The organism is Neobacillus niacini (genome assembly GCF_000759675.1).
GTDB classification, from domain to species: domain Bacteria; phylum Bacillota; class Bacilli; order Bacillales; family Cytobacillaceae; genus Neobacillus; species Neobacillus niacini_A.
Map to the genome: position 1 here is coordinate 21,084 of NZ_BAWM01000012.1, position 19,590 is coordinate 40,673.

Genomic DNA, 19,590 nt, shown 5'->3' on the forward strand with positions numbered 1-19,590 from the left:
ATGTGTAATGTGTGGATCTAATGGCTCTAGCCAAGATTGTTGTTGCTGTCCAAATGCAACAGTGCTTCAAGAAAAAATTTGTGGAAACTTGACGGGGCCCCTTACTAACTTTGTTGCATGGGAAGCCCCAGATGTGAACGATTATTTTCAGGGAACGTTTGAAATTTTCAATGCAGGTCCTGATTTCATCACAGCTAATGTTTTAGACGCAACAGGAGCAATAATTGGTACCTTATCTGTACCTCCAAGAAATTCAGTTGCAATATCAGTAAATAATCCTGATTCATTTAGCATTGACGTACCTGATGGAACACATGGGAAATTCTGTATAACATTATATAAACGCTTATTAGGCTAATCAGAAGAGGAAAGAGAAAAAGGAACAGAGCGTCCTTTGAACTACAACCCAAATATCGGACTTTTTTAAAAAGAGAGTCCAATATGTGGGTTTTTTAAATTTCAACATGGTCGTTAATTATTGCCTTTTTTGTTTCTAGAAAATGCAAATTTAATTAGATTCTTCATTGTTTGCAATAATTTTAACAAAGACAAAGTGATCCTCTATTTTGCAAATAGCTTCACAAAATGAGTAATAAAAAGACCCCCAACCAAAATGGTTGAGAGCCTTTGAAATGTTGAAAATTAACGCTTTGAGAACTGAGGAGCACGACGCGCACCTTTAAGACCGTATTTCTTACGCTCTTTCATACGTGGGTCACGTGTTAATAGTCCTGCACGCTTTAATGTTGGACGATATTCAGGATCAGCTTGAAGTAATGCGCGAGCAATACCATGGCGGATTGCGCCAGCTTGACCAGTGTATCCACCGCCGCTTACGTTTACAAGAACATCGTAGCTGCCTTTTGTTTCAGTAGCTACTAATGGTTGGTTTACAACCATACGTAAAGCTTCAAATGGGATATACTCTTCGATGTCACGTCCGTTAACTGTAATTTTACCTGTACCTGGAACTAAGCGCACGCGTGCGACAGAGCTCTTACGACGACCAGTACCAATATATTGAACTTGTGCCAAGTTAATTCCCTCCCTCTTTATTAACCGCGAAGTTCGTAAACTTCAGGTTGTTGTGCTTGGTGCGGATGTTCGCTGCCAGCATATACGTGTAATTTTTTGAACGTTTGACGGCCAAGAGAATTCTTTGGAAGCATACCTTTAACAGCAAGCTCGATCATTTTCTCAGCATAGTTCGTACGCATTTCAAGAGCAGTTCTAGTTTTTAAACCACCTGGATGCATAGTGTGACGGTAGTAGATCTTGTCAGTTAATTTCTTACCAGTTAATTCAACTTTAGAAGCGTTAAGAATGATAACATGATCACCAGTGTCAACATGTGGTGTAAAAGTTGGTTTATTTTTACCACGTAAGATTGCTGCTACTTCAGAAGCAAGACGTCCAAGAGTTTTGCCTTCAGCATCAATCACGTACCATTTACGCTCGATATTGTTGGCGTTAGCCATAAACGTTGTACGCATGAATTTCCCTCCTAAATTAAATCCAAAAAGATTATTTTTTCGCACCATCATAAGCCATTATCGTTTGTTCTGTTCCGGGAATAAACGGTAACGCCATTGTGCGTCAATTTTTAAGTTCATATATTTTCAATCACGATGAAGACTTTCCGGGGCTTAATCGTGGGATTAAAAACACAACCATATAATATAATAAATTCTTTAGAGCTAAAAGTCAAGAAAATGTTACACTAGGATGAGTTGTTTACTTTTAAAATTTTAATAATATACCTTCCAAAGATATAACCCTTGTCCTGGTGCGGTTTTCCCAGCATAGCGGCGATCCCTTTTTTCTAATATCTCCACTATTTCTTCTGGCCTCCGCTTTCCAGAACCTACCTCTAGTAAAGTTCCTACTAAAATTCGAACCATATTATATAAAAAACCATTACCTACAAAACGAAAGCTTACACGTTCATCCTCTTGTAAAATCTCAATGGTCTCAATGGTTCTAATCTTATCTTCTACTTCCGTTCTTGCAGAACAAAAACTTGAAAAATCATGTGTACCTAGTAAATAGGTGCTCGCCTCTCTCATAGTCTCAAGATTTAAAGGATAAGGGTAATGAAAAGCATAATTCCGTTGAAACGGGTCTCTTTTCGGTGCTTGATACAGAAAATAACGGTATTCTTTACCACTTGCATCAAAACGAGCATGAAAAGCAGAGTCAGCTTCTTCAACAGATCGTACCGATATATCCTCAGGCAGCATAGAGTTTAAGGCTAACTCCCACTTTTCCTTAGGAAGAGCTAACGGTGAATCAAAATGAATTACCTGACCTTTTGCATGGACCGCGGCATCCGTTCTACCGGAAGCAGAAATTTTTACATGACTGCCCTTATGAATTTTAGCTAATACAGCTTCTATTTGGCTTTGGACAGTTCGTTTATTAGGTTGAACCTGATATCCGGAAAATCCAGAACCATCGTAGGAAATGATGCATTTATAGCGATTCATTATTTAGCTCCATTTATGAACGTAATAGGATTAATAATATCGTTAAAATAGCAAGAATCAAAAGTTGCATAGTGTCAGCGAGTTTCCAGCGCAACAGGCGGTATTTTGTTCTTCCTTCACCACCACGGTACCCTCTGGCTTCCATGGCAATAGCAAGCTCCTCAGCACGCTTAAAAGAGCTAACAAAAAGGGGAATAAGTAAGGGAATAACAGCTTTGATTCTTTCCTTTACCGGACCACTCGAAAACTCTACCCCGCGCGCAATTTGAGCTTTCATGATTTTATCGGTTTCTTGCATAAGTGTTGGAATAAACCGTAGAGAAATGGACATCATTAAGGCCATTTCATGTACGGGGAAGCGAACTTTTTTCAATGGGTTTAATAGTGTTTCCAGTCCATCGGTTATTTCTATAGGTGTAGTAGTTAATGTAAGCAAACTGGTCATCAATATTAAGAAAAAGAATCTCATCGAAATGAAAATACCCTGTCTGACTCCTTCTTCATAAATCTTAATTGGACCAAGCTCATACAATAAACTACCATCTTTTGTAAAGAAAACCTGTAAGAGCAGGGTAAATAACACTAACCAGAGAACAGGTTTTAAACCTGCATATAAAAAGCGGAACGGAATACGAGATAAACCAAGCATTAAGAAAGTATAAATTCCAATTAGTACATAGGTGAGCATATTGTTCGCAAGAAATATGATACACACGAATAAGAAAATGATGATCAGCTTTGACCGAGGGTCCATTCGATGAATCAAACTTTCAGCGGGAACATATCTTCCAATGATCATTTTTTCCATCATACCGGTGCACCTCTTAACAATTCTGCAACAGCAGATGATAGCTCCTCAATTGAAAGATAGGTTGCTCCTAGCTTTATCCCTAACTTTTCTTCCAAACTCCTTTGGAAACGAACCACTTCTGGTACGTCCAAACCCATATCAACAAGCTCAGAAACGGAGGAAAAAATCTCAACAGGTGTCCCTTGTTTGACAACATGACCTTCCTGCATTATGACGATTTGATCCGCATACCGTGCAGCGTCTTCCATGCTATGGGTTACCAGTATTGTAGACAAATTCCTCTCCTTATGGAGGGAATAAAACATGTCCATAATTTCCTTACGGCCTCTAGGATCTAAACCAGCCGTTGGCTCGTCAAGGACAAGACACTCTGGCTCCATTGCCAGAACACCTGCTATAGCTACACGGCGCATCTGACCACCAGACAAATCAAACGGAGACTTTTCTAATATTTCCTCAGCCAGACCAACTTGTTTTAAAGCAAGTCGTGCTCGCTCCTTTGCAGCTGCTTCAGAAACGCCAAAATTCATAGGACCGAAAATAATATCTTTTTCAACGGTCTCCTCAAATAACTGGTGCTCTGGAAATTGAAAAACAATCCCGACTTTTTGTCTAATCTGTCTTAAATTCTTATTCTTTTGCTTCGCTTTGACTTCATGGTTACCAATGACTACAGTTCCTTCTGTCGGCAGCAGCAGGGCATTTAAATGCTGTAGAACCGTTGACTTTCCTGAACCTGTATGACCGATTAACGCCATGTAAGTTCCCGTTGGAATGTCAATGGACACATCTTTAATGGCCAAACGTTCAAAAGGAGTTTTAGCTTGATAACGGTACTCTATATTTTGGAGCGATATGTCCATAGCTCATTCACCAACTCTTCTTCCGATAAATAGTGCTTTGATAAATCAATCCCTTTTTGGCGAAATGCATTACTCATTTTAATAGAAAATGGTATATCAAGCCCTAATTGGACCAATTCATCATCCATTGAGAAGATATCCTCTGGTGTACCCTCGCGATATACTTCACCTTGATTCATCACAATAATTCTATCGGCTTTAGCCGCTTCTTCTAAATCATGAGTAATAGAGATGACAGTAAGGGACTTTTCATCCTTTAAAGCGCGCACTGTTTCTAAAACTTCGCCTCTACCTTTCGGGTCGAGCATCGAAGTCGCTTCGTCTAAAATAATGATTGACGGTCTCAACGCAAGAACACCAGCTATAGCCACACGCTGCTTTTGTCCACCAGATAGATGGTGCGGCTCTTGATTAAGAAAATGATCCATTTTGACTTTTTTTAAAGAATCTTCAACCCTCAAGATCATATCATCCCTAGGGGTTCCATGGTTTTCTAAACCAAAAGCCACATCATCCTGTACAGTCGTACCAACAAACTGATTATCAGGGTTCTGAAAGACCATTCCTAATTTTTTTCTTATCTCCCAAATGGACTCTTCATTTAATCTAATACCACAGACCATAATCTCACCTTGCTGCGGAAATTGTAGCCCATTTAAGAGTTTTGCCATAGTTGATTTACCTGAGCCATTATGACCAACAATTGCTAACCATTCACCATCAAAGATATCAAAGCTTACATTCTGAAGTGCGTTTCTGCCTTGGTTCTCATATTGAAAAGACACATTCTTTAAGGAAACAATGGACTCCCTCATAAAAACTTCTCCTCTCATCTCACCTATTCCTACTTTTCTATGCTTAGCTCGAAGAATACAAAAAAAGCCTGCACCTCGCCCCTGGGCAGAATTGCGAATAAATTCTGCCGCTTAAACGGGATTTCTAAAAAGAAATGGGAGGAGGTGCATGAGCTAGACGAGACGTGAAAAAGATAAATAAAAGGCTTTCATTCATCTTTCCAAAGAGAAAGGAATTCTCCTTCAAGTGCCCTTATTAAATAAGAGTCACGCTCATCATAACGCTCTTTTTGGCTTGGTTCGTAAATGATATAAAGTTTATCTTACAGAAAAAGGGCACAAGAACAAGTTTGTAACGAAACTGTCCAGCGCCCTTGTTGTCTGCTTTCAGGTATTAAACTAACTCGATAATTACCATTGGTGCACCATCGCCGCGGCGTGGTCCAAGTTTCATAATACGAGTATATCCACCTTGGCGCTCTGAATAACGTGGAGCGATATCAGTGAAAAGTTTTTGTAGTGCATCTGTACCTTTTTCAGCATCAGCAACTTCATTACGAACGTAAGAAGCAGCTTGACGGCGAGCATGTAAGTCACCACGTTTACCTAAAGTAATCATTTTCTCAACAGTACCACGAAGTTCCTTCGCGCGAGTTTCTGTTGTTTCAATGCGCTCATTGATAATTAAGTCTGTAGTTAAATCACGAAGCATAGCTTTACGCTGTGCGCTTGTGCGTCCTAACTTTCTGTATGCCATGAAGGGTTCCCTCCTTTGTTGAAGTCATTAAACAGATTAGTTATAAAGTGACCTAATTAGTCATCCTTACGTAAGCCTAATCCAAGCTCTTCTAGTTTCGCCTTCACTTCTTCAAGTGATTTGCGTCCTAAGTTACGTACTTTCATCATATCTTCTTCAGTTTTATTAGCTAATTCCTGAACAGTGTTGATTCCTGCACGCTTTAGGCAGTTATATGAACGAACTGATAAATCAAGTTCTTCGATCGTCATTTCAAGGACTTTTTCTTTCTGATCCTCTTCTTTTTCGATCATAATCTCAGCATTTTGTGCTTCGTCAGTTAAACCAACAAAAATATTTAAATGCTCGGTTAAAATTTTCGAACCAAGAGCAATAGCTTCCTTTGGCCCTGTGCTACCATCTGTCCAAACATCAAGCGTTAGCTTATCATAGTTTGTCATTTGACCCACACGAGTATTTTCTATCTGATATGACACACGAGAGACTGGAGTGAAAATAGAATCAATTGGAATTACACCAATTGGCTGATCTTCACGCTTATTTTGCTCGGCAGGTGTATAACCACGGCCTCGCTTAGCAGTTAAACGCATGCGAAGATGACCACTTGAAGCTAATGTAGCAATATGAAGATCAGGATTTAAGATTTCAACATCACTATCATGAGTAATGTTTCCAGCTTTAACAGGACCTTCACCCTGAACATCAATCTCAAGAGTTTTCTCTTCATCAGAGTAGATTTTTAAAGCTAATTTTTTAATGTTTAAAATGATGGATGTTACATCCTCTACGACGCCTTCAATTGTTGAGAACTCATGAAGTACCCCATCGACCTGAATCGATGTAACAGCGGCACCTGGGAGTGAAGATAATAGGATACGACGTAAGGAGTTACCCAAAGTGGTACCATATCCACGCTCAAGTGGTTCTACGACGAACTTCCCGTACTTGGCATCATCGTTGATCTCAACCGTTTCGATTTTTGGTTTTTCTATTTCGATCATCAAATAACCCTCCTTCAAAACGTCGAAACCTCGACTAGTATATTATCTAATCGAAATTCCCCCATGTATACGTTCCCGTTTTGTGCACAACAACTGGAATAAATCTTCTGTATGAACGGAAAAATTAGTATCATATCCCATTATAGACAGGGATACAAATTCTATACAGAAAAATTAAACACGACGGCGTTTTGGTGGACGGCATCCGTTATGAGGAACAGGAGTAACGTCTTTAATTGCAGTTACTTCAAGACCTGCAGCTTGTAGCGCACGAATAGCAGCCTCACGACCAGCACCTGGCCCTTTAACAGTAACTTCTAGAGTCTTCATACCGTGTTCAATAGATGTCTTAGCAGCTGTTTCAGCAGCCATCTGTGCAGCGAATGGAGTAGATTTACGAGAACCTCTAAATCCAAGCGCACCAGCACTAGACCAAGAAATTGCATTACCATGAACATCAGTAATTGTTACGATTGTATTGTTAAATGTTGAACGGATATGTGCAATACCTGATTCAATATTCTTTTTAACACGACGTTTACGTGTATTAGTTTTACGTGCCATTTAAATAACCTCCTTTGCCGATTACTTCTTCTTGTTCGCAACAGTCTTACGAGGACCTTTGCGTGTACGAGCGTTGTTTTTCGTGTTTTGTCCACGAACCGGTAAACCACGACGATGACGTAATCCGCGGTAGCAGCCAATCTCCATTAAACGCTTAATGTTAAGAGAAATTTCACGGCGAAGGTCACCTTCAACTTTTAATTTGTCGATGATATCACGGATTTTGTTTAGTTCGTCTTCAGTTAAATCACGCACTCGAGTATCTTCAGAAACACCAGCTTCTGCTAATACTTTTTGTGCAGTATTTTTACCAATACCATAAATGTAAGTCAAAGAGATAACTACACGTTTTTCACGTGGAATATCTACACCAGCAATACGTGCCATAAATGAGCGCACCTCCTTCAAGATTAACCTTGTTTTTGTTTATGTTTAGGGTTTTCACAGATAACCATGACTTTACCGCGTCTACGGATAACTTTGCACTTTTCGCAGATCGGTTTAACAGATGGTCTTACTTTCATTATCCTAACCTCCTTAGTAATACGGAGTGCAAGCAATTATTTAAAGCGGTAAGTAATTCTTCCGCGTGTTAAGTCATATGGAGAAAGCTCGACAGTAACTTTGTCACCCGGAAGGATGCGAATGAAGTGCATTCGGATTTTACCAGAAACATGAGCTAGCACGGTATGACCATTTTCTAATTCTACCTTAAACATTGCATTTGGCAAAGTTTCAATTACTTTACCTTCAATTTCAATTACATCATCTTTGGCCATTAATTCGTCTCCCTTCTCATTTCAATTATTAGATTCGAAAATGCAAAGCAAATTCTTTTCTTTCGTACAAAACATTAGCAACCTTTTAATATTAACATAATGTTCGTTTTCTGTCCGCAAGTAAATACTACATTAAATGGAATAACAAATTCCACATGTAAGTCTTGCCCAACTCTCGGTCCTACATACTCAGTACAATAGAAAAGCCATTTACATCCACATACTTTTGAAGCTTATTGAAGAGATGTTCGAGAGTCGATCCACAATTAAACTAATGGCCATTAACGTAAGTACCTAAGCAATTGCTTGATATCAGCAAATACTTTATTAATGTCCTGCTGTCCATCAATTGTACGAAGGTAACCTTTTGTTTCATAGAAAGTAAGCAATGGTTCTTGTTGTTTGATATTTACGTCTAATCTATTTTGAACAGTTTCAGCATTATCATCTGCACGTTGGTAGAGCTCTCCACCACATTTGTCGCAGACACCCTCTTTTGTTGGAGGATTGAATACTAAATGATAAGTTGATCCACATTCTTTACAAATACGACGGCCTGTCAAACGTTCCATTAAAATACTTTTATCAACATTAATATTGATAACATAATCAATCTTTTTATCTAAATCGGATAATAGACTTTCCAATGCTTCTGCTTGAGGTACCGTTCTAGGAAAGCCATCAAGTAAAAAGCCATTTTTACAGTCATCTTTACTTAACCGTTCACGAACAATGCCGATTGTTACTTCATCAGGAACAAGTTCACCTTTGTCCATGAAAGACTTAGCTTCTAAACCTAGTTCTGTTCCTTCTTTCATCGCTGCACGGAACATATCTCCAGTTGAGATATGAGGGATGCCGTATTGTTCGACGATTTGTTCGGCTTGAGTGCCTTTTCCAGCACCCGGAAGCCCCATTAATACTAAATTCACACGTGTTCCCCCTCGTGCTATTTATGGGTTTTAGGGAACGAAAGTCCCCAAAACCTTCTTATTTGATAAAACCTTTATAATGACGTTTAACTAGCTGCGCTTCAAGTTGTTTCATCGTATCAAGTGCAACACCGACCACGATTAGCAAGCTTGTTCCCCCAATTTGAGCTGATTGCGGAAGATTCCCTACTTTAATAAAGATAATAGGAAGAACCGCAATAACCGTTAAGAAAAGTGCACCTACAAAGGTTAAACGATATAATACGCGCGTTAAGTATTCCTGTGTACTCCTGCCAGGTCTAATACCTGGAATATAACCGCTTTGTTTTTGTAAGTTTTCTGCAGCTTGTTCAGGATTAACCTGAATGAAGGCATAGAAATACGTAAAAGCGATAATCAGAGCAGCATATAGAGTCATTCCAATTGGGTGGGAATAATCAAATACTTTTGTAATCCAAAGTGTTACATCATTAGTTGGAAAGAATGAGGCAACTGTTCTAGGAGTTACAATAAAGGAAACTGCAAAGATTACAGGGATAACACCAGCAGCATTAACTTTTAACGGCATATGAGTGGATTGTTGTGCCCCTGCATTACGACCGTTAACAGATCTTTGTTTAGCATACTGAATAGGAATTTTTCTTGTTGCTTGTTGAATGAAAATAGTACCTACAACAATCGCAATTACAGCTAAGAGAATTAAAAGAACCGTAACAATACGGAGGAATAATTGCTCACCAGCATTTTCAAACTGCTGTACATAAATCTGATTTACAGTATTAGGAATACTTGCAACGATACCTGCAAAGATGATAATGGAAATACCATTCCCTACACCTTTTTCAGTAATTTGCTCACCTAACCACATCAGAAATGCTGTACCTGCAGTTAAAACAACTGCTATTAATAAATAAGTACCGATTCCAGGATTTTTAATCAATTGTCCGCTCGCCATACTATTAAAGCCATAGGACATACCTAAAGCTTGAATAAAGCCAAGCACAATTGTGAAATATCGAGTAAACTGTGCTAACTTTTTACGACCAGCATCCCCTTGCTTTGACCATTCCGTAAATTTTGGAACTACATCCATTTGTAAGAGCTGAATAATAATGGAAGCAGTGATGTAAGGCATAATACCCATAGCAAGGATGGAGAAGTTTTGCAACGCTCCACCACCAAAGGTATTTAAGATCCCAAAGACACTTAATTTGTCTTGTGCTGCCAAAATTTCAGCATTTACATTAGGAACAGGAATAAAACTGCCTAGTCGAAATACGATTAACATTAAAAGAGTAAAAATGATTTTTCTTCTAATTTCAGCCACGCGCATAAAATTGGAGATTGTCTGGAACATTAGATCACCTCAGTAGTTCCACCTACAGCTTCAATTGCTTCTTTAGCGGTAGATGAGAATTTATGAGCTTTAACAGTAAGTTTTTTCTCTACGTTCCCTTTTGCAAGAATTTTAATTCCTGCTTTTTCGTTCTTAACAACACCAGTTTCAATTAGAAGTTCTGGAGTAACTTCTGTACCCTCTTCAAACTGATTAAGAACATCAAGATTTACAATTGCGAATTCTTTACGGCTGATATTTGTAAAACCACGTTTTGGTAAACGACGGAATAAAGGTGTTTGACCACCCTCAAATCCAAGACGGACACCACCGCCGGAACGAGCGTTTTGACCTTTATGACCTTTACCAGCAGTCTTACCTTGACCAGAACCGATACCGCGTCCTAAACGTTTACGTTCTTTACGAGAACCCTCAGCAGGCTTTAGTTCATGAAGTTTCATATTGGCACCTCCTTATGAAAGAAAAACAATCGATTATTGTTCTTTAACTGTTACAAGGTGAGCAACTTTTGTAATCATGCCGCGGATTGCAGCATTATCTTGGTGCTCAACTGTTTGATTTAATTTACGTAAACCTAGAGCAGTAACTGTAGCGCGTTGGTCTTCAGGGCGACCAATTACGCTGCGGTTGAGGGTAATTAATAGTTTGTTTGCCATTTGATTTCCCTCCTTATCCTAGCAGTTCTTCTACTGATTTACCACGTAACTTCGCTACGTCTTCAGCACGTTTTAATTGTTTTAAACCGTCAATCGTTGCACGTACCATGTTAATTGGAGTGTTAGTTCCAAGAGATTTAGAAAGGATATCTCCTACCCCGCCTAATTCTAGAACCGCACGGACTGGACCGCCAGCGATAACTCCTGTACCTTCAGAAGCAGGCTTTAAAAGAATTTCACCAGCACCAAAACGTCCAATAACTTGGTGAGGAACAGTAGTTCCAACCATAGGCACTTCGATTAAGTTCTTCTTAGCATCTTCGATTGCTTTACGAATCGCATCTGGTACTTCTTGAGCTTTACCAGTACCGAAACCTACATGACCGTTTTTATCACCAACTACTACTAGAGCAGAGAAGCGAAAACGACGGCCACCCTTAACAACTTTCGCTACACGGTTTACCGTTACAACGCGTTCTTCTAGTTCAAGTTTGTTTGGATCAATACGACGTATCATTTATGTGTCCCTCCTTTGTCTATTAAAATTGTAGGCCGTTTTCACGAGCAGCATCAGCTAATGCTTGAATACGTCCATGGTAAAGGTATCCTCCACGGTCAAAGACAACAGCAGTGATACCTTTTTCTACCGCACGTTTAGCGACTAATTCTCCGACTAACTTAGCAGCTTCAACATTACTTGTAGATTCAAGATTAAGATCTTTTTCCATTGTAGAAGCACTTGCTAATGTAACTCCACTCATGTCATCGATTAATTGAGCATATAGATGCTTGTTAGAACGAAACACATTTAGACGTGGACGAGCTGCAGTACCGCTAAGTTTCGCACGAACACGAGCATGTCTCTTCTTGCGACTAGCATTTTTGTCAAGCTTCGTAATCATTTACGTCACTCCTTTCGTTTACCTATGCGGCATTACTTACCAGTTTTACCTTCTTTACGACGAACAAATTCGCCTTCGTAACGAATTCCTTTGCCTTTATAAGGCTCTGGAGGACGAACTTGACGAATATTGGCTGCTAATGCGCCAACACGTTCTTTGTCAGTACCTTTAATCGTAATCTTTGTATTAGCAGGTACTTCGACTTCAAGACCACTTTCAGGTTCAATCTCAACTGGGTGAGAATATCCAACGTTTAATACAAGCTTGTTACCTTGCTTTTGCGCACGGTATCCAACCCCGATTAATTCTAATTTTCTTTCGAAGCCCTTGGAAACACCTTCAACCATGTTCGCGATTAACGCACGAGTTGTTCCGTGCAATGCACGGTGTTCTTTCACGTCAGATGGACGAGCGATCGTAACAAGGTTTTCTTCGATTTTAATTTCGATATCTGGATTAAAAGAGCGAGTAAGTTCGCCTTTTGGTCCTTTAACAGTAACGGTACTATCGTTTAAAGTAACCGTAACTCCTGTAGGGATTTCAATAGGTTTTTTTCCTACGCGAGACATTAAGTGCACCTCCATTCATTCAGAAACTCGATTACCAAACGTAAGCTAATACTTCTCCGCCGATTTGTTTTGCACGAGCTTCTTTATCAGTTATAACACCATTTGAAGTTGATACTAGTGCGATACCAAGACCATTAAGGACTCGTGGCACCTCAGTAGATTTTGCATAAACTCTAAGTCCAGGCTTGCTTATGCGCTTAAGACCAGTAATAACACGTTCGTTATTTGAGCCGTACTTCAAGAAAATACGGATGATACCTTGTTTATTGTCTTCAATAAATTCGACGTCACGAACGAAACCTTCGCGCTTTAAGATTTCAGCGATTTCTTTTTTAATATTAGAAGCAGGCACTTCTAACTTTTCGTGACGCACCATGTTCGCATTACGAATGCGAGTAAGCAAATCAGCAATTGGATCTGTCATGACCATTATTTTTACCTCCTTCCCAGACTTGGGTTTTACCAGCTAGCTTTTTTAACACCAGGAATTTGTCCTTTGTACGCTAATTCGCGGAAACAAATACGACAAAGCTTAAATTTACGGTATACAGAGTGTGGACGGCCACAACGTTCGCAGCGTGTATACTCTTGTACTGCATATTTAGGCGTGCGCTTTTGTTTCGCAATCATTGACTTTTTAGCCACGTTTTCGCCTCCATTATTTAACGATTACTTTTGGAATGGCATTCCAAATTGAGTTAACAGTTCACGTGCTTCTTCATCAGTGTTAGCAGTCGTTACGATAACGATATCCATACCACGAACTTTGCTTACTTTATCGTAATCAATTTCAGGGAAGATTAATTGCTCTTTAACACCCAAAGTATAGTTACCGCGACCATCGAATGATTTCTTAGAAACACCACGGAAGTCACGAACACGAGGTAAAGAAACAGAAACTAATTTATCCAAGAATTCGTACATGCGCGTACCGCGAAGTGTAACTTTTGCACCGATTGGCATACCTTCACGTAGACGGAAGCCAGCGATTGATTTCTTAGCACGAGTTACTACAGGCTTTTGTCCTGTAATAGTAGCTAGTTCTTCAACAGCATTATCTAAAGATTTAGCATTTGCTACTGCGTCACCAACACCCATGTTAATAACAATTTTGTCAAGTTGAGGAACTTGCATTACTGATTTATAGTTGAACTTGCTCATAAGAGCAGGAGTAACTTCTTTTACAAATTTTTCTTTTAGGCGGTTCACTTATTGTACCTCCCTTCTAAAATTTAGACTATTTATCTAATACTTCACCGGATTTTGCTACGCGTACTTTTTTGCCATCAACCGTTGTGTAACCTACACGAGTTGGATTACCAGATTTAGGGTCGATAGGCATAACGTTTGATACATGAATTGGTGCCTCAAAGCTCATAATTCCGCCTTGTGGATTCACTTGTGAAGGTTTAGCGTGTTTTTTCACGATGTTTACACCTTCTACTAGTACACGGCTATCTTTAGGATAGGCTGCTAGGATTACTCCTGTTTTGCCTTTATCCTTACCGGAGATAACTCTTACTTTGTCACCTTTTTTAACATGCATTCGTAAGCACCTCCTTAAAGGCAATTGAATTTATATTATAGTACTTCTGGAGCCAAGGATACGATTTTCATAAAGTTGTTATCGCGAAGTTCACGAGCAACTGGTCCGAAGATACGAGTTCCACGTGGGCTCTTATCATCCTTGATAATTACACATGCGTTTTCATCAAAACGAATGTATGATCCATCAGGTCGACGAGCACCGCTTTTCGTACGAACGATAACAGCCTTAACAACGTCACCCTTTTTAACAACGCCACCAGGTGTTGCTTGTTTCACTGTACAAACGATAACATCGCCAATACCCGCAGTTTTACGGCCAGAACCACCAAGAACTTTAATGGTAAGTACCTCACGAGCACCAGAGTTGTCAGCAACTTTTAAACGTGATTCTTGTTGAATCATGTGTGTAACCTCCCTTCGGAATGATGCTTAATCCGAACAATTAAATAATAACTGCTTTTTCTGTAACTTCAACTAAACGGAAACGCTTAGTAGCTGAAAGCGGACGAGTTTCCATGATACGTACGATATCGCCGATTTTTGCTTCATTTTGCTCATCATGAGCTTTAAACTTTTTAGAGTATTTAACGCGTTTACCGTAAAGAGGATGCTTTTTGTAAGTTTCGACTAAAACAGTAATAGTTTTATCCATTTTGTCAGAAACAACGCGTCCAGTGTAAACTTTGCGTTGGTTACGTTCACTCATTATGTGAACCTCCTCTCAATTATTACTTGTTAACGCTGATTTCTCTCTCACGAATCACAGTTTTCATACGAGCAATCGCTTTGCGTACTTCACGAATGCGAGCTGTATTTTCAAGTTGTCCAGTCGCTAATTGGAAGCGAAGGTTGAAAAGCTCTTCTTTTAAAGATTTAACTTTTTGTTCAATTTCGGCAGTGGTAAGGTCTTTAATTTCATTAGCTCTCATTTGATTCACCACCAATTTCTTCACGTTTTACAAACTTACATTTAATAGGAAGTTTGTGCATAGCAAGTCGAAGTGCTTCACGTGCTACTTCTTCAGAAACACCAGCAATTTCAAACATTACTTTTCCTGGTTTAACAACGGCTACCCAACCTTCAGGTGCCCCTTTACCAGAACCCATCCGCACCTCAAGAGGTTTTGCAGTATAAGGCTTATGTGGGAATATTTTAATCCAAACTTTACCGCCACGTTTCATGTAACGAGTCATTGCAATACGGGCAGCTTCGATTTGGCGATTAGTGATCCATGAAGCTTCAGTTGCTTGTAAGCCGAATTCACCGAATGTTACTTCAGTGCCACCTTTAGCGTTACCACGCATTTTTCCACGGTGTTGACGGCGATATTTAACGCGTTTTGGCAATAACATATTATTTGCCTCCTTCCGCAGATTTCTTCTTAGTAGGAAGGACTTCTCCCTTATAGATCCATACTTTTACGCCAAGCTTACCATAAGTAGTATCTGCTTCAGCATGAGCATAGTCGATATCAGCGCGAAGAGTATGAAGTGGAACAGTTCCTTCGCTGTAATGTTCTGAACGAGCAATATCTGCTCCGCCAAGACGACCTGACACCATTGTTTTAATACCTTTTGCTCCTGCACGCATAGCACGTTGAATTACTTGCTTTTGTGCACGACGGAAAGATACACGATTTTCTAATTGACGAGCAATATTTTCAGCAACTAATTTCGCATCAAGGTCAGCTCTTTTGATTTCAAGAATGTTGATGTGAACTCGTTTGCCAGTTAATTGATTTAAAGCTTTACGAAGTGCTTCAACTTCAGTACCGCCTTTACCGATAACCATACCAGGCTTAGCAGTATGAACTGTTACATTCACACGGTTTGCTGCACGTTCGATTTCAACTTTAGATACAGAAGCATCCTTCAAACGCTTCGTGATGTACTCACGAATCTTAAGGTCTTCGTGTAAAAGTTCAGCGAAGTCTTTACCAGCGTACCATTTAGATTCCCAATCTTTGATGATTCCGATACGCAAACCGACTGGATTTACTTTTTGACCCACAGGTTATCCCTCCTTCTTTTCTGATAGAACGATTGTGATGTGGCTAGTGCGTTTAAGAATCTGGCTTGCACGGCCCATTGCGCGTGGACGGAAACGTTTCAATGTTGGTCCTTCATCTACAAAAGCTTGAGTTACTACCAAGCTATTTACGTCCATTTCATAATTGTGCTCGGCATTTGCCATAGCAGATTTCAACACTTTTTCTACGATTGGAGAAGCAAACTTTGGAGTGTGATTTAAAATCGCCACCGCTTCACCAACTTGCTTTCCTCGAATTAGATCTACGACTAGACGTGCTTTACGAGGAGCAATACGAACTGTTCTTGCAACAGCTTTAGCTTGCATTTGGATGCCCTCCTCTCTTAACGTCTTGTTTTCTTATCATCATTACCATGGCCTTTGTAAGCACGAGTTGGAGCAAATTCTCCAAGCTTGTGTCCTACCATGTCTTCAGTAACATATACAGGCACATGTTTGCGACCATCATAAACAGCGATTGTATGGCCAATAAATTGTGGGAAGATCGTAGAACGACGTGACCAAGTTTTAACAACTTGCTTACCTTCAGTTTCATTTAACTTTTCGATCTTAACCATTAAATGATCATCAACAAATGGTCCTTTTTTAAGGCTGCGACCCATGGATGAACCTCCCTTCGTGATTGTTCTACGGCTCTTTCTTTGAACCGTAGTTCAACCCCGTTATTTTTTACGACGACGTACAATGAACTTGTCGGATTTATTCTTTTTCTTACGAGTTTTAAATCCAAGAGTTGGTTTACCCCATGGAGACATTGGTGATTTACGTCCGATTGGTGAACGTCCTTCACCACCACCGTGTGGGTGATCGTTAGGGTTCATAACAGATCCACGTACTGTTGGGCGTTTGCCTAACCAGCGTGAACGACCTGCTTTACCAATGTTAATTAATTCGTGTTGTTCGTTACCTACTTGACCGATTGTTGCACGGCATTCAGCAAGAATCATTCGAACCTCACCAGAATTTAAACGTACAAGTACGTATTTACCTTCTTTACCAAGAACCTGTGCAGATGTACCAGCAGAACGTACTAATTGGCCACCCTTACCTGGTTTTAATTCGATGTTGTGTACTACAGTACCAACAGGAATATTTACTAATGGTAATGCGTTACCTACTTTAATATCAGCCTCTGGGCCAGACATTACTTCCATACCTACTACTAGGTTTTTGGGTGCTAGGATATAACGCTTTTCACCATCTACATAATTGATTAATGCAATGTTTGCGGAACGGTTTGGATCATACTCGATAGTGGCAACGCGTCCAGGAATGCCATCTTTGTTACGTTTAAAGTCAATGATACGGTATGAACGCTTATGGCCGCCACCTTGATGACGAACAGTTAACTTACCTTGGTTATTACGGCCGCCTTTTCTCTTTAATGGAGCTAGTAGAGATTTCTCTGGTGTGCTAGTTGTGATTTCTGCGAAATCAGAAACTGTCATACCGCGACGACCATTAGAGGTAGGTTTGTACTTTTTAATCGCCATTTTATTCCCTCCTCTTCTAGTTAGTTTTTATTATGCTTCAAAGAATTCAATTTCTTTGCTATCAGCAGTTAATTTAACAATAGCTTTTCGACGTTTGTTTGTGTAACCACCGAATTTACCCATGCGCTTGAATTTACCTTTATAGTTCATGATGTTAACTTTTTCAACTTCAACGCCAAAGATTTCAACAATCGCATCTTTAACTTGAGTTTTATTAGCTCTCACATCAACTTCAAACGTATATTTCTTTTCAGCCATTAGGTCAGTAGAACGTTCAGTGATAACGGGGCGCTTAATGATATCGCGTGCATCCATTATGCAAGCACCTCCTCTACTTTTTCAACTGCAGCTTTCGTCATGATTAACTTATCATGATTTACTACATCCAATACATTGATTCCATCAGCAGTTACAACTGTTACACCAGGAATATTACGAGCAGAAAGTGCTACATTTTCATCAAGGTCAGCAGTAACGATAAGTGCTTTCTTCTCAACAGAAAGACCACCTAAAACTGTTTTGAAATCCTTTGTTTTCGGAGCATCGAAAGCAAGGCTTTCTAATACTAATACATTCTCTTCTAACACTTTAAAAGAAAGTGCAGATTTAATCGCTAAGCGACGTACCTTTTTAGGTAATTTGTAGCTGTAGCTGCGTGGTGTTGGACCGAATACAGTACCACCTCCGCGCCATTGTGGAGAACGGATAGACCCTTGACGAGCACGACCAGTTCCTTTTTGACGCCATGGTTTACGTCCACCGCCTCGTACTTCAGAACGAACTTTTACTTTATGAGTTCCTTGACGTAAAGAAGCTCTTTGCATAACAATCGCTTCAAATAATACGTGTTGGTTAGGCTCGATACCAAATACTGATTCATTAAGTTCGATTTCACCAACTTGTGATCCGTTTTGGTTAAACAATGAAACTTTAGGCATTCTTTTGCTCCTCCTTTCTTATGAAGATATTACGCTTTTACCGCACTTTTAATCTTTAATAATGCTTTTTTAGGTCCTGGAACGTTACCTTTAATTAATAGTAAGTTACGCTCAACATCAACCTTAATGATTTCAAGATTTTGAACAGTAATTTGCTCTCCACCCATGCGACCAGGTAATAATTTACCTTTGAATACACGGTTTGGAGCTACAGGTCCCATTGAACCAGGACGACGGTGATAACGTGAACCGTGAGCCATTGGGCCGCGTGATTGTCCGTGACGCTTGATTACGCCTTGGAAACCTTTACCCTTTGAGATTCCTGTTACATCTACTACATCGCCAGCAGCGAAAATATCAACTTTGACTTCTTGACCAACTTCATATCCTATTACGTCAACTCCGCTGAATTCGCGAATGAAGCGCTTAGGAGCAGTGTTTGCTTTAGCAACATGGCCTTTTTCTGGTTTGTTAGCTAACTTCTCACGCTTATCTTCAAAACCTACTTGAATAGCTTCATAGCCGTCGCTTTCAACTGATTTCTTTTGAAGAACTACGTTTTGAGCAGCTTCAACTACAGTTACGGGGATTAAGTTGCCGTTTTCTGCAAATACTTGAGTCATACCAATCTTTCTTCCTAAGATTCCTTTGGTCATTTAAGTCACACCTCCTGATAATTTGTTTATTTATTCTTTACTATAGTTTAATTTCAATATCAACACCGGATGGTAAGTCTAAACGCATTAACGCATCAACTGTTTGTGGTGTTGGGTTAACAATATCGATTAGACGCTTATGTGTTCTTTGTTCGAATTGCTCACGAGAATCTTTGTACTTATGCACCGCACGAAGGATCGTGTAGATTGATTTTTCAGTCGGTAGTGGAATCGGACCTGAAACGGATGCACCAGAACGTTTTGCTGTTTCAACGATTTTTTCTGCAGACTGATCAAGAATTCTGTGATCATAAGCTTTTAAACGGATACGAATCTTTTGTTTTGCCATTATTTTCCCTCCTTTATTCGCCTATTTTAAAAATAGACATTCTCAGTGAAAATTTCCCACACACTCGCCATGGCAAAGCGGCCGG

General features: G+C 39.7%; 36 protein-coding genes. 1 reads left to right on the forward strand and 35 read right to left on the reverse strand.

Annotated elements, in window-relative coordinates; translation table 11 throughout:
• Positions 1 to 7 precede the first annotated feature (7 nt).
• On the forward strand, positions 8 to 358 hold the full coding sequence (locus TR08_RS05715) for an S-Ena type endospore appendage (protein ID WP_045516496.1): 351 nt from the start codon (positions 8 to 10) through the stop codon (positions 356 to 358).
• A gap of 284 nt (positions 359 to 642) precedes the next feature.
• Here the strand turns inward: TR08_RS05715 and rpsI are convergent, their stop codons facing one another.
• The 35 genes from rpsI to rpsJ form a co-directional block, all read right to left on the reverse strand.
• A complete protein-coding gene (gene rpsI, locus TR08_RS05720; protein WP_045516497.1) occupies positions 643 to 1,035 on the reverse strand; it encodes a 30S ribosomal protein S9 in 393 nt (130 codons plus the stop codon).
• 20 nt (positions 1,036 to 1,055) lie between these two features.
• A complete protein-coding gene (rplM, locus tag TR08_RS05725; RefSeq protein WP_045516499.1) occupies positions 1,056 to 1,493 on the reverse strand; it encodes a 50S ribosomal protein L13 in 438 nt (145 codons plus the stop codon).
• A 255-nt stretch (positions 1,494 to 1,748) separates the two neighbouring features.
• On the reverse strand, positions 1,749 to 2,486 hold the full coding sequence (gene truA / locus TR08_RS05730; protein ID WP_045516501.1) for a tRNA pseudouridine(38-40) synthase TruA: 738 nt from the start codon (positions 2,484 to 2,486) through the stop codon (positions 1,749 to 1,751).
• A 13-nt stretch (positions 2,487 to 2,499) separates the two neighbouring features.
• Complete coding sequence (locus TR08_RS05735; RefSeq protein ID WP_045516502.1) at positions 2,500 to 3,297, reverse strand: energy-coupling factor transporter transmembrane component T family protein; 798 nt, start codon at positions 3,295 to 3,297, stop codon at positions 2,500 to 2,502.
• Entirely contained in the window at positions 3,294 to 4,160 is an 867-nt protein-coding gene (locus TR08_RS05740) for an energy-coupling factor ABC transporter ATP-binding protein (protein ID WP_045516503.1), read from the reverse strand. The genes TR08_RS05735 and TR08_RS05740 overlap by 4 nt, the downstream gene beginning before the upstream one ends.
• On the reverse strand, positions 4,136 to 4,975 hold the full coding sequence (locus TR08_RS05745; protein WP_045516504.1) for an energy-coupling factor ABC transporter ATP-binding protein: 840 nt from the start codon (positions 4,973 to 4,975) through the stop codon (positions 4,136 to 4,138). The genes TR08_RS05740 and TR08_RS05745 overlap by 25 nt, the downstream gene beginning before the upstream one ends.
• A gap of 373 nt (positions 4,976 to 5,348) precedes the next feature.
• Positions 5,349 to 5,711 (reverse strand): 50S ribosomal protein L17, encoded by a 363-nt coding sequence (rplQ, locus tag TR08_RS05750; RefSeq protein WP_045516505.1) that lies wholly within the window; start codon positions 5,709 to 5,711, stop codon positions 5,349 to 5,351.
• A gap of 56 nt (positions 5,712 to 5,767) precedes the next feature.
• Positions 5,768 to 6,712: a DNA-directed RNA polymerase subunit alpha gene (locus TR08_RS05755; protein WP_045516506.1), complete on the reverse strand. Its 945-nt coding sequence runs from the start codon at positions 6,710 to 6,712 to the stop codon at positions 5,768 to 5,770.
• Positions 6,713 to 6,886: 174 nt separating this feature from the next.
• Positions 6,887 to 7,276, reverse strand: a complete 390-nt coding sequence (gene rpsK / locus TR08_RS05760; RefSeq protein ID WP_024027886.1) for a 30S ribosomal protein S11 — start codon at positions 7,274 to 7,276, stop codon at positions 6,887 to 6,889.
• Positions 7,277 to 7,297: 21 nt separating this feature from the next.
• Entirely contained in the window at positions 7,298 to 7,663 is a 366-nt protein-coding gene (gene rpsM, locus TR08_RS05765) for a 30S ribosomal protein S13 (protein WP_026565543.1), read from the reverse strand.
• A gap of 23 nt (positions 7,664 to 7,686) precedes the next feature.
• Positions 7,687 to 7,800: a 50S ribosomal protein L36 gene (gene rpmJ, locus TR08_RS05770; RefSeq protein ID WP_000868344.1), complete on the reverse strand. Its 114-nt coding sequence runs from the start codon at positions 7,798 to 7,800 to the stop codon at positions 7,687 to 7,689.
• Positions 7,801 to 7,836: 36 nt separating this feature from the next.
• The gene (gene infA / locus TR08_RS05775; RefSeq protein ID WP_007085268.1) at positions 7,837 to 8,055 is read right to left on the reverse strand and encodes a translation initiation factor IF-1; all 219 of its coding nucleotides are present in this window, start codon (positions 8,053 to 8,055) and stop codon (positions 7,837 to 7,839) included.
• Positions 8,056 to 8,336: 281 nt separating this feature from the next.
• A complete protein-coding gene (locus tag TR08_RS05780; protein WP_045516512.1) occupies positions 8,337 to 8,987 on the reverse strand; it encodes an adenylate kinase in 651 nt (216 codons plus the stop codon).
• A gap of 58 nt (positions 8,988 to 9,045) precedes the next feature.
• Positions 9,046 to 10,344: a preprotein translocase subunit SecY gene (secY, locus tag TR08_RS05785; RefSeq protein ID WP_045516514.1), complete on the reverse strand. Its 1,299-nt coding sequence runs from the start codon at positions 10,342 to 10,344 to the stop codon at positions 9,046 to 9,048.
• Positions 10,344 to 10,784 (reverse strand): 50S ribosomal protein L15, encoded by a 441-nt coding sequence (gene rplO / locus TR08_RS05790; RefSeq protein WP_045516516.1) that lies wholly within the window; start codon positions 10,782 to 10,784, stop codon positions 10,344 to 10,346. The genes secY and rplO overlap by 1 nt, the downstream gene beginning before the upstream one ends.
• A gap of 33 nt (positions 10,785 to 10,817) precedes the next feature.
• Complete coding sequence (gene rpmD / locus TR08_RS05795; protein WP_034676120.1) at positions 10,818 to 11,000, reverse strand: 50S ribosomal protein L30; 183 nt, start codon at positions 10,998 to 11,000, stop codon at positions 10,818 to 10,820.
• A 13-nt stretch (positions 11,001 to 11,013) separates the two neighbouring features.
• Positions 11,014 to 11,514, reverse strand: coding sequence for a 30S ribosomal protein S5 (rpsE, locus tag TR08_RS05800; protein ID WP_081954368.1), 501 nt, complete (start codon positions 11,512 to 11,514; stop codon positions 11,014 to 11,016).
• 25 nt (positions 11,515 to 11,539) lie between these two features.
• Positions 11,540 to 11,902: a 50S ribosomal protein L18 gene (gene rplR, locus TR08_RS05805; RefSeq protein WP_045516522.1), complete on the reverse strand. Its 363-nt coding sequence runs from the start codon at positions 11,900 to 11,902 to the stop codon at positions 11,540 to 11,542.
• A gap of 32 nt (positions 11,903 to 11,934) precedes the next feature.
• A complete protein-coding gene (gene rplF / locus TR08_RS05810) occupies positions 11,935 to 12,471 on the reverse strand; it encodes a 50S ribosomal protein L6 (protein ID WP_045516524.1) in 537 nt (178 codons plus the stop codon).
• A gap of 31 nt (positions 12,472 to 12,502) precedes the next feature.
• Positions 12,503 to 12,901: a 30S ribosomal protein S8 gene (gene rpsH, locus TR08_RS05815; protein WP_045516527.1), complete on the reverse strand. Its 399-nt coding sequence runs from the start codon at positions 12,899 to 12,901 to the stop codon at positions 12,503 to 12,505.
• Positions 12,902 to 12,930: 29 nt separating this feature from the next.
• Entirely contained in the window at positions 12,931 to 13,116 is a 186-nt protein-coding gene (locus tag TR08_RS05820; RefSeq protein ID WP_034676107.1) for a type Z 30S ribosomal protein S14, read from the reverse strand.
• A gap of 24 nt (positions 13,117 to 13,140) precedes the next feature.
• Positions 13,141 to 13,680: a 50S ribosomal protein L5 gene (gene rplE / locus TR08_RS05825; RefSeq protein ID WP_045516529.1), complete on the reverse strand. Its 540-nt coding sequence runs from the start codon at positions 13,678 to 13,680 to the stop codon at positions 13,141 to 13,143.
• A gap of 28 nt (positions 13,681 to 13,708) precedes the next feature.
• Entirely contained in the window at positions 13,709 to 14,017 is a 309-nt protein-coding gene (rplX, locus tag TR08_RS05830) for a 50S ribosomal protein L24 (RefSeq protein WP_045516531.1), read from the reverse strand.
• 35 nt (positions 14,018 to 14,052) lie between these two features.
• Complete coding sequence (rplN, locus tag TR08_RS05835; protein ID WP_034676100.1) at positions 14,053 to 14,421, reverse strand: 50S ribosomal protein L14; 369 nt, start codon at positions 14,419 to 14,421, stop codon at positions 14,053 to 14,055.
• A gap of 40 nt (positions 14,422 to 14,461) precedes the next feature.
• Positions 14,462 to 14,725, reverse strand: coding sequence for a 30S ribosomal protein S17 (gene rpsQ / locus TR08_RS05840; protein WP_034676097.1), 264 nt, complete (start codon positions 14,723 to 14,725; stop codon positions 14,462 to 14,464).
• Between the two features lie 22 nt (positions 14,726 to 14,747).
• On the reverse strand, positions 14,748 to 14,948 hold the full coding sequence (rpmC, locus tag TR08_RS05845) for a 50S ribosomal protein L29 (protein WP_034676094.1): 201 nt from the start codon (positions 14,946 to 14,948) through the stop codon (positions 14,748 to 14,750).
• Positions 14,938 to 15,372: a 50S ribosomal protein L16 gene (gene rplP, locus TR08_RS05850; protein WP_045516533.1), complete on the reverse strand. Its 435-nt coding sequence runs from the start codon at positions 15,370 to 15,372 to the stop codon at positions 14,938 to 14,940. The genes rpmC and rplP overlap by 11 nt, the downstream gene beginning before the upstream one ends.
• A 1-nt stretch (position 15,373) precedes the next feature.
• Positions 15,374 to 16,030, reverse strand: a complete 657-nt coding sequence (gene rpsC / locus TR08_RS05855; RefSeq protein ID WP_045516535.1) for a 30S ribosomal protein S3 — start codon at positions 16,028 to 16,030, stop codon at positions 15,374 to 15,376.
• A 3-nt stretch (positions 16,031 to 16,033) separates the two neighbouring features.
• Positions 16,034 to 16,375, reverse strand: coding sequence for a 50S ribosomal protein L22 (rplV, locus tag TR08_RS05860; RefSeq protein WP_045516537.1), 342 nt, complete (start codon positions 16,373 to 16,375; stop codon positions 16,034 to 16,036).
• 17 nt (positions 16,376 to 16,392) lie between these two features.
• Positions 16,393 to 16,671: a 30S ribosomal protein S19 gene (gene rpsS / locus TR08_RS05865; RefSeq protein ID WP_026574091.1), complete on the reverse strand. Its 279-nt coding sequence runs from the start codon at positions 16,669 to 16,671 to the stop codon at positions 16,393 to 16,395.
• Positions 16,672 to 16,731: 60 nt separating this feature from the next.
• Positions 16,732 to 17,562 carry a 50S ribosomal protein L2 gene (gene rplB, locus TR08_RS05870; protein WP_045516539.1) on the reverse strand — a complete coding sequence of 277 codons (831 nt, stop codon included), beginning with the start codon at positions 17,560 to 17,562 and terminating at the stop codon, positions 16,732 to 16,734.
• Between the two features lie 30 nt (positions 17,563 to 17,592).
• Positions 17,593 to 17,877: a 50S ribosomal protein L23 gene (gene rplW, locus TR08_RS05875; protein ID WP_034676080.1), complete on the reverse strand. Its 285-nt coding sequence runs from the start codon at positions 17,875 to 17,877 to the stop codon at positions 17,593 to 17,595.
• Positions 17,877 to 18,500, reverse strand: a complete 624-nt coding sequence (rplD, locus tag TR08_RS05880; protein WP_045516542.1) for a 50S ribosomal protein L4 — start codon at positions 18,498 to 18,500, stop codon at positions 17,877 to 17,879. Before rplD ends, rplW begins: the two co-directional genes overlap by 1 nt.
• Positions 18,501 to 18,529: 29 nt before the next feature.
• The gene (gene rplC / locus TR08_RS05885) at positions 18,530 to 19,156 is read right to left on the reverse strand and encodes a 50S ribosomal protein L3 (RefSeq protein ID WP_045516543.1); all 627 of its coding nucleotides are present in this window, start codon (positions 19,154 to 19,156) and stop codon (positions 18,530 to 18,532) included.
• 40 nt (positions 19,157 to 19,196) lie between these two features.
• Positions 19,197 to 19,505 carry a 30S ribosomal protein S10 gene (rpsJ, locus tag TR08_RS05890; protein WP_045516544.1) on the reverse strand — a complete coding sequence of 103 codons (309 nt, stop codon included), beginning with the start codon at positions 19,503 to 19,505 and terminating at the stop codon, positions 19,197 to 19,199.
• Positions 19,506 to 19,590 lie beyond the last annotated feature (85 nt).

Coding starts and splice junctions, on each gene's coding strand:
- TR08_RS05715 (WP_045516496.1), top strand. CDS start 8: ATGTGTGGATCTAATGGCTCTAGCCAAGATTGTTGTTGCTGTCCAAAT.
- rplM (WP_045516499.1), bottom strand. CDS start 1,493: ATGCGTACAACGTTTATGGCTAACGCCAACAATATCGAGCGTAAATGG.
- truA (WP_045516501.1), bottom strand. CDS start 2,486: ATGAATCGCTATAAATGCATCATTTCCTACGATGGTTCTGGATTTTCC.
- TR08_RS05735 (WP_045516502.1), bottom strand. CDS start 3,297: ATGATGGAAAAAATGATCATTGGAAGATATGTTCCCGCTGAAAGTTTG.
- TR08_RS05740 (WP_045516503.1), bottom strand. CDS start 4,160: ATGGACATATCGCTCCAAAATATAGAGTACCGTTATCAAGCTAAAACT.
- TR08_RS05745 (WP_045516504.1), bottom strand. CDS start 4,975: ATGAGGGAGTCCATTGTTTCCTTAAAGAATGTGTCTTTTCAATATGAG.
- rplQ (WP_045516505.1), bottom strand. CDS start 5,711: ATGGCATACAGAAAGTTAGGACGCACAAGCGCACAGCGTAAAGCTATG.
- TR08_RS05755 (WP_045516506.1), bottom strand. CDS start 6,712: ATGATCGAAATAGAAAAACCAAAAATCGAAACGGTTGAGATCAACGAT.
- rpsK (WP_024027886.1), bottom strand. CDS start 7,276: ATGGCACGTAAAACTAATACACGTAAACGTCGTGTTAAAAAGAATATT.
- rpsM (WP_026565543.1), bottom strand. CDS start 7,663: ATGGCACGTATTGCTGGTGTAGATATTCCACGTGAAAAACGTGTAGTT.
- rpmJ (WP_000868344.1), bottom strand. CDS start 7,800: ATGAAAGTAAGACCATCTGTTAAACCGATCTGCGAAAAGTGCAAAGTT.
- infA (WP_007085268.1), bottom strand. CDS start 8,055: ATGGCCAAAGATGATGTAATTGAAATTGAAGGTAAAGTAATTGAAACT.
- secY (WP_045516514.1), bottom strand. CDS start 10,344: ATGTTCCAGACAATCTCCAATTTTATGCGCGTGGCTGAAATTAGAAGA.
- rplO (WP_045516516.1), bottom strand. CDS start 10,784: ATGAAACTTCATGAACTAAAGCCTGCTGAGGGTTCTCGTAAAGAACGT.
- rpmD (WP_034676120.1), bottom strand. CDS start 11,000: ATGGCAAACAAACTATTAATTACCCTCAACCGCAGCGTAATTGGTCGC.
- rplR (WP_045516522.1), bottom strand. CDS start 11,902: ATGATTACGAAGCTTGACAAAAATGCTAGTCGCAAGAAGAGACATGCT.
- rplF (WP_045516524.1), bottom strand. CDS start 12,471: ATGTCTCGCGTAGGAAAAAAACCTATTGAAATCCCTACAGGAGTTACG.
- rpsH (WP_045516527.1), bottom strand. CDS start 12,901: ATGGTCATGACAGATCCAATTGCTGATTTGCTTACTCGCATTCGTAAT.
- rplX (WP_045516531.1), bottom strand. CDS start 14,017: ATGCATGTTAAAAAAGGTGACAAAGTAAGAGTTATCTCCGGTAAGGAT.
- rplN (WP_034676100.1), bottom strand. CDS start 14,421: ATGATTCAACAAGAATCACGTTTAAAAGTTGCTGACAACTCTGGTGCT.
- rpsQ (WP_034676097.1), bottom strand. CDS start 14,725: ATGAGTGAACGTAACCAACGCAAAGTTTACACTGGACGCGTTGTTTCT.
- rpmC (WP_034676094.1), bottom strand. CDS start 14,948: ATGAGAGCTAATGAAATTAAAGACCTTACCACTGCCGAAATTGAACAA.
- rplP (WP_045516533.1), bottom strand. CDS start 15,372: ATGTTATTGCCAAAACGCGTTAAATATCGCCGTCAACACCGTGGAAAA.
- rplV (WP_045516537.1), bottom strand. CDS start 16,375: ATGCAAGCTAAAGCTGTTGCAAGAACAGTTCGTATTGCTCCTCGTAAA.
- rpsS (WP_026574091.1), bottom strand. CDS start 16,671: ATGGGTCGCAGCCTTAAAAAAGGACCATTTGTTGATGATCATTTAATG.
- rplB (WP_045516539.1), bottom strand. CDS start 17,562: ATGGCGATTAAAAAGTACAAACCTACCTCTAATGGTCGTCGCGGTATG.
- rplW (WP_034676080.1), bottom strand. CDS start 17,877: ATGGATGCACGCGATATCATTAAGCGCCCCGTTATCACTGAACGTTCT.
- rplD (WP_045516542.1), bottom strand. CDS start 18,500: ATGCCTAAAGTTTCATTGTTTAACCAAAACGGATCACAAGTTGGTGAA.
- rplC (WP_045516543.1), bottom strand. CDS start 19,156: ATGACCAAAGGAATCTTAGGAAGAAAGATTGGTATGACTCAAGTATTT.
- rpsJ (WP_045516544.1), bottom strand. CDS start 19,505: ATGGCAAAACAAAAGATTCGTATCCGTTTAAAAGCTTATGATCACAGA.